The sequence below is a fragment of the Polaromonas sp. genome (assembly GCF_029945925.1).
GTDB lineage: Bacteria > Pseudomonadota > Gammaproteobacteria > Burkholderiales > Burkholderiaceae_C > Polaromonas.
On the sequence record NZ_JAQSDN010000049.1, the window covers coordinates 74,549 to 91,336 of the forward strand.

Genomic DNA, 16,788 nt, shown 5'->3' on the forward strand with positions numbered 1-16,788 from the left:
CACAGGAAGACCAACATGGCAACCATGCGCACCCCCATCGAGAGCGGCGTACCCGATAACAAGCAGTACCTGCATCCGCTGATGCTCAAGAACTACGGTAACTGGAAGTACCACGACCGGCCCCGGCCGGGTGTTTTGCACCATGTGTCGCACACCGGCGACGAAATCTGGACGGTGCGCGCCGGCACGCAGCGTCAGATGGACCTGTTCACCATCCGAAAGCTGTGCGACATTGCCGACGCCTATGCCGATGGCCATGTGCGCTTCACGATTCGCAGCAACATCGAGTACATGGTCTCCGACCCCGCGCGCGTGGCTCCGTTGGTTGAAGCGCTCACCAGCAATGGCTTTCCGGTGGGCGGCACCGGCAATTCCGTATCGGCGATTGCGCACACCCAGGGCTGGCTGCACTGCGACATTCCGGGCACCGACGCCTCGGGCGCGGTCAAGGCCCTGATGGACGACCTGCATGCCGAGTTCATCAAGGAAGAAATGCCCAATCGGGTGCATCTGTCCACCTCGTGCTGCGAGATCAACTGCGGCGGTCAGGCGGACATCGCGATCATCATCCAGCACACCAAGCCGCCCAAAATCAACCATGATCTGGTGGCCAATATGTGCGAACGCCCCACCGTGGTGGCGCGTTGCCCGGTTGCGGCCATCCGGCCCGCCATGGTCAATGGCAAGCCGTCGCTGGAAATTGATGAAGCCAAATGCATGTGCTGCGGTGCCTGCTATCCACCCTGTCCTCCGATGCAGATCAACGACCCCGAGCACAGCAAGCTGGCGATCTGGGTGGGTGGCAAGAACTCCAATGCGCGCGGCAAACCTACCTTCATGAAGATGGTGGCCTCGGGTCTGCCCAACAACCCGCCGCGCTGGCCCGAGGTGTCGGCCATGGTCAAGAAAATTCTCTACACCTACAAGGAAGATGCGCGTTCCTGGGAGCGGGTGTCGGACTGGATCGAGCGCATCGGCTGGCCGCAATTTTTCGAGAAGTGCGATCTGCCCTTTACCAAGTACCTGATTGATGACTGGCGCGGCGCCCGCTCCAGCCTGAATGCTTCAACCCACATCCGTTTTTGACTGATACCGGAATAAACCCACCATGAAATTCGGTTTACTTGTGAGCGAAGGGCCCTATACGCACCAGGCGTCCGACACGGCCTATCAGTTCGCGGCAGCGGTGTTGGCCAAAGGCCATGAAATCCAGCGCGTGTTTTTTTACCACGACGGTGTCAATAACGCGACCCGCCTCACCGAGCCACCGCAGGACGACCGCCATGTGGTGAACCGCTGGTCAGCCCTGGCTGCAGAGCACAAGGTGGACCTGGTGGTGTGTGTGGCGGCGGCCTTGCGCCGTGGCATCAAGGAAGAAGTTCTGGCGCCGGGCTTTCGCATCTCGGGTTTGGGCCAACTGGCGGATAGCGGCATCAAGGCCGATCGCCTGATCACGTTTGGCGACTAATTGACTACAGGGAAGACACCCGACATGAGTGAACAGCAAACAAATCCGGCGGCCGGCCCCAAAGTGAAGAAATTCATGTTCGTGAACCGCAAGGCACCCTACGGCACCATTTATGCCCTGGAAAGCCTGGAGGTTGTCTTGATCACCGCCACTTTTGATCAGGACGTGAGCCTTGTGTTCATCGACGACGGTGTCTATGAACTGGTCAAGGGACAACAAACCAAGGGCATAGGGATCAAGAACTTCTCACCCAGCTACCGTGCGCTCGACGGCTACGACGTGGAAAAGCTTTATGTCGATAGCACCTCGCTGGCGCAGCGCGGGTTGACCGAAAAGGACCTGCTGGTTCCCGTCGAAGTGCTCGACGCCCAGCAAATGGGTCAGCTCATGCAGCAACAGGACGTGATCCTGAGCTTCTGAAAACAAAGGACAAGACCCATGTTGCACATCATCAATAAATCGCCTTTCCAGACCAGCACCCTGGACACTTGTTTGCGCATGGCCCAAGCCGGCAACGCCGTGCTGTTCATTGAAGACGGCATTTACGCCGCTACCGCAGGCAGCGCTGCCGAATCCCGTGTGCGCCAGGCCTGCACCACGCTCAAGGTCTATGCCTTGCAAGCCGACATGGATGCCCGCGGCGTGACTGGAAAACTGATCGACGGCGTCACGCTGGTCGACTACGGCGGCTTTGTGGACCTGGCCGTGGGACACAAGACCTCGCACTCGTGGCTGTGAGCTGAACACGATTCGCTACCCCTTTTTTACTGGAGAAATACATGAGCTTTGAGATCAACGGCAAGACCTACGACACCGACGAAGAGGGCTACCTACTGAATCTGGCCGACTGGACCACCGATGCCGCCGCGCATCTGGCGGAAGAAGAAAAAGTGGCGCTGACCGACAACCACTGGGAAGTGATCAACTTCCTGCGCGAGTATTACAACGAGTACCAGATTGCGCCCGCCGTGCGCGTGCTGACCAAGGCCATCGGCAAGCAGTTTGGTGAAGAAAAAGGCAACAGCAAGTACCTGTATGACCTGTTTCCCTATGGCCCGGCCAAGCAGGCCTGCAAGATCGCCGGTCTGCCCAAACCCACCGGTTGTATCTGAATGAAGAAGCGGTATTCCCCCGGTTTCTGACACGTCGATTAACCCCCCGGTACCACCCATGTCGCTGCTGACGATTTTCTATGCGGTCCTGTTCTACGTCGCCTCCCTGGTGTTCGTCGTCGGATTGACGCTGAAGATTCGCAGCTACGCGAAAACGCCGGCGCCACTGAGGATTCCCACCACACCAGCGCCTATGACTTCCGCCGGTGTGGGCTGGCGCATGGCCCGCGAGGTTGTGTTTTTCGAGAGCCTGTTCAAGTCCAGCAAGTGGACCTGGATCTTCGGCTGGACTTTTCATGCCGCGCTGCTGCTGGTGCTGCTGCGCCACCTGCGGTATTTTCAGGAGCCGGTGTGGTTGCCTGTCGTCTTGATCCAGCCTTTTGGCACTTATGCGGGCTTTGCTTTTGTTGCGGCCCTGGGCGGCTTGTGGGCACGGCGCTGGCTGGTGGATCGCGTGCGCTACATCTCCACGCCGTCCGACCATTTGATGCTTGCCTTGCTGCTGGCCATCGGAATGACCGGGCTCGGTATGCGCTTTGTGGCGCATACCGACATCGTCGCCGTCAAGGCATTCATGCTCGGCCTGATGCGGTTTGACTGGCAGCCCTTGCCGACCGACCCGGTGCTGCTGGTGCATCTGGCGCTGGTTGCACTGCTCATGATCATCTTTCCCATCAGCAAGCTGTTGCATGCACCAGGCCTGTTTTTCAGCCCCACCCGCAATCAGGCCGACAACGCCCGCGAAGTCCGGCATGTCTCGGCCTGGGCCGCCGCGCTGGACAAACGACCCTGAGCACCCACCATCATCATGGCCACCGCCGCATTTGAAACCCCCAAGCTCAAGAGCTACCCGGTCATCCCGCTGGTACAGGTGGGGGCCACGTCGCACCTCAAACCTTTTGTGGCGGGTGCGCCGATTCAGAAGGCGCTTGGCTTCCCCGAAGAACTGGTGGAGGACTGGCAGGCAAAAGCCCTGGCCAAAATGGGCGAGCTGCTGGGCAAATACCGCTCGCTTCAGGTCTATATGGACGCCTGCGTGCATTGCGGCGCCTGCTCTGACAAGTGCCACTATTTTCTGGGCACCGGAGACCCGAAGAACATGCCGGTGGCGCGCCAGGATCTGATGCGCAAGATCTACCGGCGTTACTTCACGTTTGCGGGCAAGTGGTTCCCCAAGCTGGTGGGTGCGGTAGACCTGACGCGCGAAGTGCTCGACGAGTGGTACAGCTATTTCAACCAGTGCTCGGAATGCCGTCGCTGCTCGGTGTTCTGCCCTTACGGCATCGACACTGCCGAGGTCACCATGGCCGCCCGCGAGATCATGGACTCCATCGGCATGGGGCAAAAATACTCGAACGAAATCATCGGCAAGGTGCACCGCATCGGCAACAACCTGGGTATCCCGGGGCCGGCGCTGGAAAACACGCTGGAAGGCCTGGAAGAAGACACCAAAGACGAAACCGGTCTGGACATCAAGTTCCCGCTTGACGTCAAGGGCGCCGAGGTATTGCTGATAACGCCTTCGGCCGACTTCTTCTCCGAACCCCACGTGGAGAGCCTGATCGGCTACGCGAAGGTGTTCCACGCCGCGGGGATCAGCTGGACGCTGAGTTCGCACGCCTCGGAGGCTGGCAATTTCGGCATGTTCATCGGCAACTACGAGCAGATGCGCAATATTTCTTTGCGGGTGCGTGAAGCCGCACTGGAACTCGGGGTCAAGCGCATCGTGGTGGGCGAGTGCGGTCATGCCTGGCGTGTCGCTTACAGCTTCTGGAACACGCTGATTGGACCTTTCGACTATCTCGATCAACGTTACCCGGTGCCGCAGCATATCTGCGAGTTCACCGATGACCTGATTCAGCGCGGCGCGCTCAGCTTCAACAAAGACGCCAACGACGATCGGATCATCACCTTCCATGATTCCTGCAACGTGGCGCGTGCCTCGCGCATGGGCAACATGCCGGGCGGACAGTTCATCATTCCGCGGCGAATCATCACGTCCGTGGCCAATCGCTTCCATGACATGGCGCCGCAAACCATCCATGAAAGCACTTTTTGCTGCGGGGGTGGCGGTGGCTTGCTGACGGACGATCTGATGGAGTTGCGCGTCAAGGGTGCATTGCCTCGCATGGAGGCCTTGAAGAACGTCGTGGACGACCACGGCGTGAATTTCATGGCCACGATCTGCGCCATTTGCAAAGCCCAATTCACCAAGGTATTGCCCTACTACGGCTTCAACATGAGCATGGTGGGTGGTGTGCACCAGCTGGTCAGCAAGGCGATCCGCCTGGGTGACAAGTAGCCCCGCCCGCTTGCTGCAAATACAAACATCAGGAGACTCCAACATGTCCGCGCCCAATGAATCCGTCGCCGTCAAACCACTGACCTTCCGTCGCTACAAGGACGGCGACGACAAGGTCGGGTCCTGGCAAAAAGAGATTTTTGATGCAGGCCACTCGCACAAGTGTCCCACCTACATTCAAAGCACGCCACCGTGTCAGGGCAGCTGCCCCGCCGGTGAGGACATTCGCGGCTACCTCAACATCGTGCGCGGCATCGAGAAGCCGCCCACTGGCATGGTCTGGCAGGAATACGCATTCCGCCGGCTGACGCAGGCCAACCCCTTCCCCTCCGTCATGGGGCGGGTTTGTCCGGCCCCCTGCGAGTCAGGTTGCAACCGCAACCAGGTGGAGGATTTCGTCGGCATCAACTCCGTCGAACACTTCCTGGGCGACTACGCGATTGAAAATGGACTCGCTTACCCCAAGCCGACCACCCAGACCGGGAAAAAAGTTGCCGTGATAGGCGGCGGGCCGGCTGGCTTGTCAACGGCGTACCAATTGGCACTCAAGGGACACGAAGTCACCGTATTCGATGAGCGTGCAGAGCTCGGCGGCATGATGCGTTATGGCATTCCGGGCTTTCGCACGCCGCGTGATGTGCTGGACGCCGAGATCCAGCGTATTCTGGACCTGGGCGTCAAAACGCGCATGAACTGCCGCATCGGCACCGACATCAGCATGGCCCAGATTCGTGCTGAATTCGACGCGGTGTTTCTGGGGCTGGGTGCACAAGCCGGTCGTGCCTTGCCGGTCGAGGGTGCGGACGCGCCCAACTGCGTGACGGCTACCTCCTTCCTCAAGGCCTTCAATGATGGCCGTCTGCGCCATGTGGGCAAGCGCGTCGTGGTGGTCGGGGGTGGCGATACGTCGATTGACGTCGCCACGGTGGCGCGCCGCCTGGGTCACATCGACAAGATACACGAGTCCGATCGACCCGAGCGCGCCATTGCCGGCCATGTGGCACACGATGTGGCGGAGGCTTCGGCTCGCCAGGGCGCAGAGGTGACCTTGACCACCATCTTCTCCGTGGACAAGATGCAGGCTACCAAACACGAGGTCGAGCAAGCCCTGGCCGAAGGCATTGCCATCCGCGGCGGCATGGCCCCGGTGGCGGTGGTGCGCGGGCCGGACGGTCGCGCCATTGCACTGCGCGTGATGCAATGCGAGGCCAAGGTCGTGGGCGGGCGACTCGAGATCAGGAACATCGAGGGCACGGAAGAGGACATTCCCGCCGACCTGATCGTCTCGGCCATAGGCCAGGCGGTGGATTTCACCGGGCTGGACGAATTCAACAACGGCAAAGGTGCCATCAGCAGCGACAAGAACTACCAGGTGCAGGGTCAGCCCGGATTTTTTGTGGGCGGCGACGTGGTACGCCCGCACCTGCTGACAACTGCGATCGGGCATGGCGCGATCGCGGCTGACGGCATTGACCGCTTTCTGCAGAACGAAGCGCTGGAGAAACGTCCCAAGATCGACGTGCATGCCTTTGATCTGAAGCGAAAGATGCTGGAAAAGGGGTATGCCTTCAGTGAAGTGCACGAACCCATACGCGGCACGGACAAGAGCAGCGCAGCGATTCACAATTTTGACAACCGCTCGGACCGCTATGTGATTTCCCACAAGGAATTGTTCCTGGGCCACTTTCCGTACGTGGCGCGCAACCGCCGTGGCATGGTCACGCTGACTGCCGAGCAGGCACTGAATAATTTCGAGGAGCGGCTGCAATCCCTTCTGGAGGCCCAGGCCGTCGCCGAGTCCAAGCGCTGCATGAGTTGTGGTCAGTGTTTCGAGTGCGACAACTGCGTGGTCTATTGCCCGCAGGTGGCGGTGTTCAAGGTGCCAAAATCCAAGTCCACGATGGGACGTTATGTGGACACCGACTACAGCAAGTGCATCGGCTGCCACATCTGCGCCGATGTCTGTCCCACCGGCTATATCCAGATGGGACTGGGAGATTAGCGGTATGGCTGAACTTGGCGCGCTTAGCCGGGCCGTTGCCGGAAGTTTGTGCAGTTTGGCCCTGTTGCTGCCTGCAGGTCCGGCAGCGTGGGCGCAGGCATTGGCGCCTTCTCCCGCGGCCAGCCGTGTGCCGCAGCCTGTGATCGAGCCGGCGCGTGGCGACAAATGTGTGGAAGACCCCGCATTCATGCGGCGTAACCACATGGAGCTGCTCAAGCACCAGCGCGACGACACACTGCGCGGCGGGATTCGCACCGGGAAGTACAGCCTGAAGGCCTGCATAGTCTGTCATGCCAGTCAAACCACTGGCAGTGTGACTGCAGCGAGCACCAACTTTTGCATCAATTGTCATACCTACGCAGCGGTAAAAATTGACTGTTTCGGCTGCCACGCCAGCAAACCGCCCCAGACATCCTTCCATTCCCTGCTGCCCCAGCATGGCAAACCAGGTGAGCCGCCGCTGAGTCTGCAATTGCGGCAGATGGTGATGCAGCAACAACTCAAGCCATGAAGAAGGACAGCACAAGCCCATCGACCGGAACGACTGACGCCAAGACCGGTCGACGTGGTTTTCTGGGCGTCGCTGCAGCCGGTCTGGCGGGGGTCATGATCGCGCCCGGTGTCCGGCTGATCGAGATCGCGCAGGCCGGACCCCCAGCCAGCGCACCCAGCCCGGGTGCAAGTAACAAAGTCCGATGGGGCATGCTGATTGACAGCGGCAAATGCACCAGCGGCTGCACCGACTGCGTTACCGCTTGCAATACCGAAAATGGACTTTCGGGGGGCACCCGGACGACCGATTCACAGTGGATTCGGAAGATAGAAATCAAGGAAGTCCGGACCGGAAAAACGCAGTCTCTGCCCGTGATGTGCCAGCATTGTGCCGAGCCGCCTTGCGTGGATGTGTGTCCCACCGGCGCCTCCTTCAAGCGCGCAGACGGGATTGTGCTGGTGGACAAGCACACCTGCATTGGTTGCCGCTATTGCGTGATGGCCTGCCCGTACAAGGCGCGCTCCTTCGTCCATGAGCCGCAGAATGATCAGAAGCCGGATGTGCCGCGTGGCATGGGGACGGTGGAAGGTTGCACCCTGTGTGTGCACAAGGTGGACCGCGGCGAGCAACCCGCATGCGTCAGCGCCTGCTCCGACGCAGGTCATGGTGCCATGGTGTTTGGCGACCTGAACGACCCGAACAGCGAAATCTCCCGACGTGTGGCGAGTTACCCCTCGCGCCAGATTCGTGAAGACCTGAATCTGAACACCGGTGTGCGCTACACCGGCATTTGAAGCAACAAGGCATGATCCCCATGAAAAGCACGCTGCGTGAACTGCAAGGCGCCAGTCCCGGCTACTACCTGTTGCTCGGGGGCTTGGCGCTGGTCACCTTGTCCGGCCTGGGGGCGGCCTGGTTCATGGAACACCATGGCCACATCGTGACCGGCATGAACAACCAGGTCGTCTGGGGACTGCCCCACGTATTTGCGGTGTTTCTGGTGGTGGCCGCATCGGGCGCGCTGAATGTGGCCTCCATGGCCTCGGTATTCGGCAAGGCGGAATTCAAACCGCTGGGCCCGCTGTCCGGGCTGCTGGCGATCGCGTTGCTGCTCGGTGGCTTGACCGTGTTGATGCTCGATCTGGGCCGCCCCGACCGCTTGGTTGTGGCCATGACGCACTTCAACTTCAAGTCCATTTTCGCGTTGAACATCTTTCTCTATTCGGGATTCATGGGTTTTGTCATCGCCTATTTGTGGACCATGATGGAGCGGCGCATGAACCGCTACACGCCGCTGGCGGGTTTGTTCGCCTTTGTCTGGCGCATGGCGCTGACCACCGGGACCGGCTCGATTTTTGGTTTTCTGGTGGCCCGTCAAGCCTATGATTCGGCACTGCTGGCACCCTTGTTCATTGCGCTGTCGCTCAGTTATGGCCTGGCCGTATTCATTCTGGTCCTGATGCTGGCTTTTCAGGGCAGTGGTCGCCCTCTGGGCGATGCATTGATGGCACGGTTTGCGCGGCTGCAGGTGATTTTTATTGCGGCAGGCCTTTATTTTGTACTGGTCTATCACCTGACCAATCTGTACTTCACCAAGCACCACGATTTCGAACGCTTCATCCTGCTGGAAGGAGGCTTGCACACCATCCTGTTCTGGTTGGGTCAGGTGTTGCTGGGCGGTGTGCTGCCGATGCTGCTACTGTTGCATCCGCGCATTGGCCAGATGCGTTTGCGCATTGCAGCAAGCGCCACCCTGGTGGTGGGGGGAGGGTTTGCGCAGATGTACGTCACCATCATCGGTGGGCAAGCGTTCCCGCTGGTGTTGTTCCCTGGCCGGCAAGTGAGCAGCAGCTTTTTTGACGGCGTGGTAAATCCCTACTCGCCCAGCCTGCCGGAGTGGCTGCTGGGTTTTGGCGGCGTCGCCATCGCGGGCCTGATCGTCACACTGGCGTTGAAATTTCTGGGCTTTCTGCCCGAGCGCCTGGACGACGCCGCGCTACAGGCAAGCAGCGCAGCGAACGCGGCCGTGAGTACCTGAAACCGATCCGGCATGTCACGCTTTCTGGTTTCGGCTGCGCACAAATCTTCGGGCAAGACAACCATCACGGTGGGCCTGTGCGCCGCCTTGTCGACCAAAGGCCTGGCCGTGCAGCCTTTCAAAAAAGGGCCGGACTACATCGACCCCCTGTGGCTGAGTCAGGCCAGCGGACGCGACTGCTTTAACCTCGACCCCTACCTGATGACGCCTGAGCAGATCACCACCTGCTTCACCCGCCACGCTGCGCAGGCTGATATCAGCATCGTGGAAGGCAACAAAGGTTTGTACGATGGCCTGGCACTGGACGGCAGCAACAGCAACGCCGCACTGGCGCAGTTGCTGGACCTGCCCGTGCTGCTGGTGCTGGACGCCCGCGGCATGACACGCGGCATCGCGCCGCTGATTCTGGGCTACCAGGCATTTGATCCGCGCATCCGCATTGCCGGTGTCATCCTCAACCAGTTGGGCGGTGCCCGTCACGAATCCAAGCTGCGTGCGGTGATTGAACATTACACCGATGTGCCGGTGCTGGGCGCCATCGCGCACGATCCGCGTCTGGCGGTGGTGGAGCGCCATCTTGGACTGATGCCCAGCCATGAACTCGATGACGCCGCGCAGCGCGTGCGCGCCATGGCTGAACTGATTGCCGCGCAGCTTGATTTGCCTCGGGTGTTGCAGCTTGCCGCGAGTGTCGCACCATTGCCGCCGACACCATCGGCGCAACCGGCAGTGCAGGCGGCGACACCGCAGCCACGCGTTCGCATCGGTCTGGCGCGCGACAAGGCCTTTGGCTTTTACTACCCGGACGACCTGATCGCCCTGGAAGCGGCCGGGGCCGAGATTGTGCCCTTCAATACTTTGCAGGACGCTTGCCTGCCTGAAGTGGATGGTCTGTTTATCGGCGGCGGTTTCCCGGAAATGTTCATGCCGCAGTTGCAGGCTAATGCCCCCATGCGCCAAAGCATACGCTCCGCCATTGAAGGGGGGATGCCCGTCTATGCCGAATGTGGCGGTCTCATGTATCTCGCACGCACACTTCGATGGCACGACGATGTTTACCAGATGGTGGGCGCACTTCCTGCGGATGTGCTGGTGCACGAGCGCCCCGTGGGTCGCGGCTATATGGAACTGCAGACGACGGCCGATGCGCCTTGGTCTGCCCGCGCGGGCGCCGCGCCGCAAACCCTGCGCGGGCACGAGTTCCACTACTCCAGCCTGGAAAACCTGGCGCCGGACCTGAAATTCGCCTATCGCGTGATGCGCGGGCATGGCGTGGATGGCCAGCGCGACGGCATCGTCTACCGAAACGTGCTCGCCTCCTACGCCCACCTGCGCAGCGGGGCGGGCACGGAATGGGCGCCGCAGTTTGTCGCCTTTGTACGCACGCTCAGCATCGCGTCGAAGCCGCAGGTCAGCGCGGTCGCGCGCAGCGTGCTGGTCCATGGCCAACCCGTTGCTACCGACTCTGAAGGCTATTTGAAAAACCTGGATGATTGGTCTGAGGACTTTGCACGGATACAGGCGAAGGCGGAAAACCTGGCGCTGACCGATGAACATTGGCAAGTGATCCTTTTTTTGCGGGCGTACTTCGAGGAGCACAGGGTGCAGGCGCAGGTACGCGCGATGATTTGGCACTTTGCCAAAGTTTGGGGGACTGAACATGGCAACAACCATTACCTTCACACGCTTTTTCCGGTTGGTGGACCGCAAAAGCAAGGCAACCGTTTGGCCGGTCTGTTGAAGACCAAGGGTGAACATTGATATATCGGACAGAAATCACTGTCCCCAACTGATCAGGAGTACGACATGTTTACATTAAGCAGCGCCGCTGCACGGCAAATCCAGCAGGCAGCCATCGCCAGTGGCGCCCAGGAGATGGTTTTGCGCATTGCTGCCAGGGTCGACGCCGACGGCTCAATGCAATACGGCATGGGTTTTGACGACCCGAGCGAAGAAGACATGAAGCTTGACCTGGACGGTGTGGCGGTCGTGATCGCCGACGAACACCAGGAATTGCTGAATGAAATCTTGCTGGACTACGTGGAACTCCAGCCCGGCGAGTTCAACTTTATTTTCATTGATGGCCGGCAGTCCCAGGATGCGCCCGAGCAAGCGTTGTCCGGCGGTTGCGGCAGTGGGGGCTGCAGCGGTGGTGGCTGCGGCAGTACCAAAAGAACGCATTGAAAACCGACAACACGACCCTCTTGTCTGGTGCCGGGTGCGTTTATCTGGTGGGCGCCGGCCCCGGTGATCCGGAGCTGTTGACGCTGCGCGCTGTGCGCCTGCTGCAGCGGACTGACGTGGTCGTCTATGACCACCTGGTGTCCAGTGCGGTGCTGGACTTTGTGTCGCCCACCGCCGAACGCATCTACGCGGGCAAGCGCCGCAACGAGCACACCATGCGGCAAGAGGAGATCAACGCGCTGCTTGTCAAACTCGCCCGCGAAGGCCGGCAGGTGGTGCGCCTCAAGGGCGGCGATCCGTTCATCTTTGGGCGCGGCGGCGAGGAGTTGCAGGCGCTGGCGGCTCATGGCATTGCCTTTGAGGTGGTGCCCGGCGTGACAGCCGCCTCGGGCGTGTCCAGCTACGCCGGCATCCCTCTGACGCATCGCGACTACGCGCAAAGCTGCCTGTTTGTGACCGGCCATCTCAAGGACGGCACGGCCGACCTCGACTGGCCCAGCCTGGTCAGACCACGCCAGACGGTCGTGATCTATATGGGTCTGGGTGGACTGCCCGAGATTTGCCGCCAGATGATGCAGCACGGTGCTGCCCCCACGCTGCCCATTGCCGTGATTCAGGACGGTACGATCACGACCCAGAAAGTCGTTACCGGAACCTTGGCTGACATGCCAGAACTTGTGGCCGAGCAGGGCCTGAAATCACCGTGCCTGACGATCATCGGTGAGGTTGTCAGACTGCATGAGACGCTGGCGTGGTTCCATCCATCGATAGCGCTCACAATAGCGTGAAGACATGCATTTTTGAAGAACGCATCCGCATGACAGTTTTCGAGACTGGTTTGGAGAAAACCTTACCTGCCTGAAGGGACTGAATCTTGGATTTTCTGAATTTCGCCCGTGGCCCGGCGCTGAGCTTTGCCCTCGTCGTGTTCGTGCTGGGCACGCTATGGCGTCTGGGCGGCATTCTGCGGCGACCGCGCATGCGGGACCTCTCGCCACCGCGCCCGGGCGCGCCTTCGAACCTGACGGGCGCACTGCGCGCCATCGTGCGCGGCATGTGGCCGCGCAGGGAGTTCGGTCAAGCGGCGCTGGTCACGAGCATCAACGGCTACGTCTTCCACATCGGGCTCGCACTGGTGTTTTTCGGCTACGCGCCGCACATCGCGCTCATACGTCGCATCACCGGCCTGTCGTGGCCGGCCTTGCCTGACATGGTGATGTACCTCGCTGCCGGCGCCACCATCGTCTCGCTGCTGCTGGCGCTGTTGTTCCGCTTGACGGACCCGGTGCTCAGGAGGATCTCCAACGCCGACGACATGATTACCTGGACCATCACTTTCCTGCCCCTCGTCACAGGCATGGCGGTGGTGGGCGAGCCCTCTGCAGCCATTCTGGCGCGCGACCACGTGATCTACGCTGGCCCGCTGGCCGTTCACCTGCTGACGCTGGAACTGCTGCTGATCTGGTTTCCGTTCGGCAAGCTCATGCACGCCTTCCTGTTCGTCTTCTCGCGCGGCGCCACCGGCGTGCGGTTCAGCCATCGGGGCGTCAAGTTATGAGCGCCGTACGGCAGCTCCGAAGGTGCTCGCTCCCCCTCGGGGGGACGGCCCGCAGGGTCAAGGGGGGCACATGACGACGGCGACCGACGTAACACCTGCCTTCGACCAGCAGGGCGAGCAGAGCGACGAAGTGCGCGTCGATGCGGCCATGCGCAGCTTCGTGTCGGATTTCGGCGTCACCGCCGCGCTGCACATGGAGTCCTGCGTGCGCTGCGGCCTGTGCGCGCAGGCCTGTCACTTCCATGTGGCCACTGGCGATGCCAAGTACACGCCTATCCACAAGCTCGAGCCCTTCCGCCGCGCCTATCTGCGTGAGGCCAGCCCGTTTGCGCCTCTGGTGCGCGCGCTCGGTCTGGTCAAGAAGCCAAGCATCACCGACCTGCAGCATTGGCAGGAACTGCTCTACGACTCCTGCAATATGTGCGGCCGCTGTACCGTGGTTTGCCCTATGGGCATCGACATCGCCGAACTGGTGAAGGAAGCCCGCCACGGCATGTTCAAGGCCGGGCTGGTGCCGGATCGGCTGGCGCTGATGGACCGCACGGCCCGGCAGTGGGGCAGCACCGCGACACCGGGCGAAGACTTGCCCGACATCCTGGCCGAGGTGTCTGCCGAGCACGGCGTCGTGATTCCCTGCGACCTGGACAGCGCCGACATCCTGGTCACCGCCGCGCCCGCTGAATTGGGCGAACACACCAAGGCGCTGGCGGACGCTGCCAGGATCCTCAACCGCATTGGGGCCAGGTGGACCATGCACCAGGGCGGCTTCGACGCGTCCAACATCGGCTTCAACAATGGCGACCTGGAGTTGCAGGAGAAGCTCACGCGCGCGCTGATCGACACCGCGGTGAAGATAGGCGCCAGGACGGTGATCTTGCCCGAGTGCGGCCATGCCTACGGCGCGGCGCGCTGGGAGGCGGCCAAGTGGTACGGCCAGGCACTGCCGGTGCGCATCATTCACATGACCGAGTTCCTGGACGAGTTGATCGCAAGCCAGCAGATCCGCGTCAACAAGATTGGTGAGACCGTGACTTTCCACGACCCTTGCCAGATCGTGCGCCGCGGTGGGCTGGAGGCGGCGGCGCGCCGCGTGCTGGCGGCGCTCGGCTTCGAGCTGATCGAGCTCAAGGACCATGGGGTCACGGGTTATTGCTGCGGCGGTGGCGGCGGCGTGGTGTCGAACCAGCGCGCCACACCCTTACGCCATAAGGTATTCGAGATGAAGAAGCAGCAGGTCGAAGCGACCGGCGCCCAGCGCTTCGTCACGAGCTGCGGCCAATGCCGTATCGCGCTCGAGATGGGTGCCAAACATGCGCACTGGGACAAACCGGCCGAGAGCCTGCTGGAACTCGTAGCCGACAATCTCGCCGATTGAGGAACAGGCGGGGCTGCGATGGGATCGAACGCCAGGAACCAGACCCTGGCCAGATCCGAAACCATGAACAAGACTGGGGTGGGCGGATCGGCCGTTTGTACCACCTCCTGTCATGCCAGGATCAGCCTTTGGCTTTTTGACTGGCCTCACCCGCCGCCTTGACCCCGTCCGGCGAGCTGTGGTACTCAAACGCAAACACCGCCGCTTCGACCCGCGAGCGCAGATTGAGCTTGTCCATGATGTGGCGCACGTGCAGTTTGACCGTGTTGTGGCTGATATCCAGCGCTTTGGCAATAACCTTGTTGCTCTGGCCGCGTGCGACGTGGTCGAGCACCTCGCGCTCGCGCTCGGTAAGCGAGGCCACCAGGGCGCCCTTGACCGATCCCTTGGGACCGGATTGCAGTATTTGCGCGAGTTTCAGCGTCATGGCCGAGGCCACAACCATCTCGCCGCGTGCGGCCCTTGCGATGGCGTTGATGATCTCCTCTGGCTCCATGTCCTTGAGCAGGTAGCCTCGCACACCGGCGCGCAGTGCGGCGGACATGTCGTCTTCGCTGTCACTCATGGTCAGTATGACAACCGGGGTTTCACAACCCTCTGCGCGAATCAGGCGCAACAGACTCAAGCCGTCGGTCTTGGCCAGACGCAAGTCCAGCACCATCAGGTCGGGTTGTTGCTCCCGTAGCATAGGCGCCACCTGCGCAGGGTCGCCCGTGGACCCCACCACCACCATGTCACCTCGGTGTTCCAGCAGCTCGGACAGGCCGTTACGGCACAGCGTGTGATCGTCCACCAGCATCACCCGGGTCTTGGCCGTCATGTAGCGTGCTCCCCAGTGGCAGGATTGGCAGGGAGTACCAGGCGTACCCGGGTGCCGCCCCCTTCATTCCTGCCGACCTCCAGACTTCCGCCCAGGCGCTGCGTTCTGCCCTGCATGATTTCCAGTCCGAAATGGGCCGCTGCTGCCGGTTCTGCCATGCTTGCTCCCCCGAATAGCTCGGCCATGCCCCGTCCATCGTCCTCGATCAGGAACTCGAGCTGTCGGGGCGTTTTGTCAATCGCCAGAACGGCGCGGCTGGCCATCGAATGCTTCGCGATATTGGCCAGCGCTTCCTGAATGATGTGAAACACCTGCGCTTCCTGTTCGTCGGTCAGGTTCAGATTCTGCGCCGAATTCCTGATTTCCAGTGTGATGCCAGTGCGGTCAAGGAAGCCGTCGGCGATACCATGGAGCGCGTGCAGCAGGCCCAGTGGATCCATGCGGGTGCGAAAGTAGGTCATGACCTCGCGCAAATTGTCATGCACATCACCCACGGCCTTCTTGACATCCGAAAAGTATTTGAGCGAGCGCTGGTCATCATGAGCCAGCAGGGCATCGTTGAGCAAGGGCAGTCGCATTTTGACGTAAGCCAATGTCTGCGCAATGGCGTCATGCACTTCATTAAGCATTTCCTGGCGCTCTTTCATCACCGTCACGCGCAGGCGCTCGCGCTCAATCCGGGCATTGTGCAGGGCCAGTCCCAACAACTGGCCAATCAGGCGCAATATGGTCTGCGTCTGCGGGTCAATCTGGGCATTGGCTTCAAAAAACAGGTTGTAAATCCCCAGTACCTGTTTGCCGTGGGGCAGCGATATGGCCAGCACGCTCTTGCATTGCAGTCCGAAATAGGCGTTGCTACCGTGTCGGTCGCAGGATCGCACGTCGTCCACCCAGACCAAAACGTCGGTACCGGCGGCGATACCGCACATGCCGCAGTCGCGCTCCACCAGCCGTTCGGTGCTCAGCACATGCGGCGGCAAGCCTTGCTGCGCTACCAGCCGCATATATTGCCCGTCGTCGGTCAGGACGCGCACGGCCCCGGCCTGGGCTCCGGCCAGCGCAACGATGGAAACCAGAAAGCGCTCCAGTAGCGGCTCCAGATCACTACCTGCAGCAAGTTCCGTCGTCAATTCGGAGACGATAGGATCCCCGTCTGCTGCGGTTGCGGTGGACGCCGGGGTGAACAGGGTATGGGTCGGATTCATGTTGAGGTAACGAACATGCTAGTTCATTAGTCGGGGCTGATCTATCGTGAAAACCCCCGTGAAACCCCAGGGCGCCGTGGAATGTCCTGAAAGCGCCAGGTCGGGGCCCGAAATCCGGTTCGGGCAAGGGGTAGCCGCCACGCTACCCATTCGGGTTACACCAGCTAACCCGTGTCGGCTATAGACGGGGCCGGGTGCCCTTGTTTTTAATAGGGGCACTCTGAAAATTCT

At 61.0% G+C, this 16,788-nt stretch carries 18 protein-coding genes; 16 read left to right on the forward strand and 2 right to left on the reverse strand.

Going from position 1 to position 16,788, the window contains the following annotated elements; translation table 11 throughout:
* Nucleotides 1–15: 15 nt before the first annotated feature.
* The 16 genes from dsrB to PSV40_RS17720 all read left to right on the forward strand — a co-directional run bounded on the left by dsrB (nt 16) and on the right by PSV40_RS17720 (nt 14,532).
* The gene (gene dsrB / locus PSV40_RS17645; protein ID WP_300540202.1) at nt 16–1,086 is read left to right on the forward strand and encodes a dissimilatory-type sulfite reductase subunit beta; all 1,071 of its coding nucleotides are present in this window, start codon (nt 16–18) and stop codon (nt 1,084–1,086) included.
* Nucleotides 1,087–1,108: 22 nt separating this feature from the next.
* On the forward strand, nt 1,109–1,468 hold the full coding sequence (gene tusD, locus PSV40_RS17650) for a sulfurtransferase complex subunit TusD (RefSeq protein ID WP_300540204.1): 360 nt from the start codon (nt 1,109–1,111) through the stop codon (nt 1,466–1,468).
* A gap of 24 nt (nt 1,469–1,492) precedes the next feature.
* Nucleotides 1,493–1,888, forward strand: coding sequence for a sulfurtransferase complex subunit TusC (gene tusC, locus PSV40_RS17655; RefSeq protein WP_300540206.1), 396 nt, complete (start codon nt 1,493–1,495; stop codon nt 1,886–1,888).
* Nucleotides 1,889–1,906: 18 nt separating this feature from the next.
* Nucleotides 1,907–2,206, forward strand: a complete 300-nt coding sequence (gene tusB, locus PSV40_RS17660) for a sulfurtransferase complex subunit TusB (protein ID WP_300540207.1) — start codon at nt 1,907–1,909, stop codon at nt 2,204–2,206.
* Between the two features lie 41 nt (nt 2,207–2,247).
* Complete coding sequence (locus PSV40_RS17665; RefSeq protein WP_300540209.1) at nt 2,248–2,580, forward strand: TusE/DsrC/DsvC family sulfur relay protein; 333 nt, start codon at nt 2,248–2,250, stop codon at nt 2,578–2,580.
* Between the two features lie 58 nt (nt 2,581–2,638).
* A complete protein-coding gene (locus PSV40_RS17670; protein ID WP_300540210.1) occupies nt 2,639–3,373 on the forward strand; it encodes a respiratory nitrate reductase subunit gamma in 735 nt (244 codons plus the stop codon).
* Nucleotides 3,374–3,388: 15 nt separating this feature from the next.
* Nucleotides 3,389–4,882: a sulfate reduction electron transfer complex DsrMKJOP subunit DsrK gene (gene dsrK / locus PSV40_RS17675; RefSeq protein WP_300540211.1), complete on the forward strand. Its 1,494-nt coding sequence runs from the start codon at nt 3,389–3,391 to the stop codon at nt 4,880–4,882.
* A 43-nt stretch (nt 4,883–4,925) separates the two neighbouring features.
* Complete coding sequence (locus PSV40_RS17680) at nt 4,926–6,884, forward strand: NAD(P)-binding protein (RefSeq protein WP_300540213.1); 1,959 nt, start codon at nt 4,926–4,928, stop codon at nt 6,882–6,884.
* Nucleotides 6,885–7,086: 202 nt separating this feature from the next.
* Nucleotides 7,087–7,395, forward strand: coding sequence for a hypothetical protein (locus PSV40_RS17685; protein ID WP_300540215.1), 309 nt, complete (start codon nt 7,087–7,089; stop codon nt 7,393–7,395).
* Nucleotides 7,392–8,171: a sulfate reduction electron transfer complex DsrMKJOP subunit DsrO gene (dsrO, locus tag PSV40_RS17690; protein WP_300540217.1), complete on the forward strand. Its 780-nt coding sequence runs from the start codon at nt 7,392–7,394 to the stop codon at nt 8,169–8,171. Before PSV40_RS17685 ends, dsrO begins: the two co-directional genes overlap by 4 nt.
* A 20-nt stretch (nt 8,172–8,191) precedes the next feature.
* Nucleotides 8,192–9,415 (forward strand): NrfD/PsrC family molybdoenzyme membrane anchor subunit, encoded by a 1,224-nt coding sequence (gene nrfD / locus PSV40_RS17695; protein WP_300540219.1) that lies wholly within the window; start codon nt 8,192–8,194, stop codon nt 9,413–9,415.
* Between the two features lie 12 nt (nt 9,416–9,427).
* A complete protein-coding gene (locus PSV40_RS17700; RefSeq protein WP_300540220.1) occupies nt 9,428–11,176 on the forward strand; it encodes a cobyrinate a,c-diamide synthase in 1,749 nt (582 codons plus the stop codon).
* A gap of 45 nt (nt 11,177–11,221) precedes the next feature.
* Nucleotides 11,222–11,599, forward strand: coding sequence for a hypothetical protein (locus PSV40_RS17705; protein WP_300540222.1), 378 nt, complete (start codon nt 11,222–11,224; stop codon nt 11,597–11,599).
* Entirely contained in the window at nt 11,596–12,387 is a 792-nt protein-coding gene (gene cobA / locus PSV40_RS17710) for a uroporphyrinogen-III C-methyltransferase (RefSeq protein ID WP_300540223.1), read from the forward strand. The genes PSV40_RS17705 and cobA overlap by 4 nt, the downstream gene beginning before the upstream one ends.
* 86 nt (nt 12,388–12,473) lie before the next feature.
* Nucleotides 12,474–13,157 (forward strand): hypothetical protein, encoded by a 684-nt coding sequence (locus PSV40_RS17715; RefSeq protein WP_300540225.1) that lies wholly within the window; start codon nt 12,474–12,476, stop codon nt 13,155–13,157.
* 70 nt (nt 13,158–13,227) lie between these two features.
* Nucleotides 13,228–14,532 carry a (Fe-S)-binding protein gene (locus tag PSV40_RS17720; RefSeq protein ID WP_300540226.1) on the forward strand — a complete coding sequence of 435 codons (1,305 nt, stop codon included), beginning with the start codon at nt 13,228–13,230 and terminating at the stop codon, nt 14,530–14,532.
* Nucleotides 14,533–14,653: 121 nt separating this feature from the next.
* On the opposite strand, the gene PSV40_RS17725 is transcribed toward PSV40_RS17720, so the two are convergent.
* Nucleotides 14,654–15,352, reverse strand: coding sequence for a response regulator (locus tag PSV40_RS17725; RefSeq protein WP_300540228.1), 699 nt, complete (start codon nt 15,350–15,352; stop codon nt 14,654–14,656).
* Nucleotides 15,349–16,557 (reverse strand): ATP-binding protein, encoded by a 1,209-nt coding sequence (locus PSV40_RS17730; protein ID WP_300540230.1) that lies wholly within the window; start codon nt 16,555–16,557, stop codon nt 15,349–15,351. Before PSV40_RS17730 ends, PSV40_RS17725 begins: the two co-directional genes overlap by 4 nt.
* Between the last annotated feature and the right edge of the window lie 231 nt (nt 16,558–16,788).

Excerpts from the sequence above, each read along its gene's own strand:
- tusC (WP_300540206.1), top strand. The coding sequence starts at position 1,493 with ATGAGTGAACAGCAAACAAATCCGGCGGCCGGCCCCAAAGTGAAGAAA.
- nrfD (WP_300540219.1), top strand. The coding sequence starts at position 8,192 with ATGAAAAGCACGCTGCGTGAACTGCAAGGCGCCAGTCCCGGCTACTAC.
- PSV40_RS17705 (WP_300540222.1), top strand. The coding sequence starts at position 11,222 with ATGTTTACATTAAGCAGCGCCGCTGCACGGCAAATCCAGCAGGCAGCC.
- dsrB (WP_300540202.1), top strand. The coding sequence starts at position 16 with ATGGCAACCATGCGCACCCCCATCGAGAGCGGCGTACCCGATAACAAG.
- dsrK (WP_300540211.1), top strand. The coding sequence starts at position 3,389 with ATGGCCACCGCCGCATTTGAAACCCCCAAGCTCAAGAGCTACCCGGTC.
- tusB (WP_300540207.1), top strand. The coding sequence starts at position 1,907 with ATGTTGCACATCATCAATAAATCGCCTTTCCAGACCAGCACCCTGGAC.
- dsrO (WP_300540217.1), top strand. The coding sequence starts at position 7,392 with ATGAAGAAGGACAGCACAAGCCCATCGACCGGAACGACTGACGCCAAG.
- PSV40_RS17680 (WP_300540213.1), top strand. The coding sequence starts at position 4,926 with ATGTCCGCGCCCAATGAATCCGTCGCCGTCAAACCACTGACCTTCCGT.
- PSV40_RS17670 (WP_300540210.1), top strand. The coding sequence starts at position 2,639 with ATGTCGCTGCTGACGATTTTCTATGCGGTCCTGTTCTACGTCGCCTCC.
- PSV40_RS17665 (WP_300540209.1), top strand. The coding sequence starts at position 2,248 with ATGAGCTTTGAGATCAACGGCAAGACCTACGACACCGACGAAGAGGGC.
- PSV40_RS17685 (WP_300540215.1), top strand. The coding sequence starts at position 7,087 with ATGGAGCTGCTCAAGCACCAGCGCGACGACACACTGCGCGGCGGGATT.
- PSV40_RS17725 (WP_300540228.1), bottom strand. The coding sequence starts at position 15,352 with ATGACGGCCAAGACCCGGGTGATGCTGGTGGACGATCACACGCTGTGC.
- PSV40_RS17730 (WP_300540230.1), bottom strand. The coding sequence starts at position 16,557 with ATGAATCCGACCCATACCCTGTTCACCCCGGCGTCCACCGCAACCGCA.
- PSV40_RS17700 (WP_300540220.1), top strand. The coding sequence starts at position 9,428 with ATGTCACGCTTTCTGGTTTCGGCTGCGCACAAATCTTCGGGCAAGACA.
- tusD (WP_300540204.1), top strand. The coding sequence starts at position 1,109 with ATGAAATTCGGTTTACTTGTGAGCGAAGGGCCCTATACGCACCAGGCG.
- PSV40_RS17720 (WP_300540226.1), top strand. The coding sequence starts at position 13,228 with ATGACGACGGCGACCGACGTAACACCTGCCTTCGACCAGCAGGGCGAG.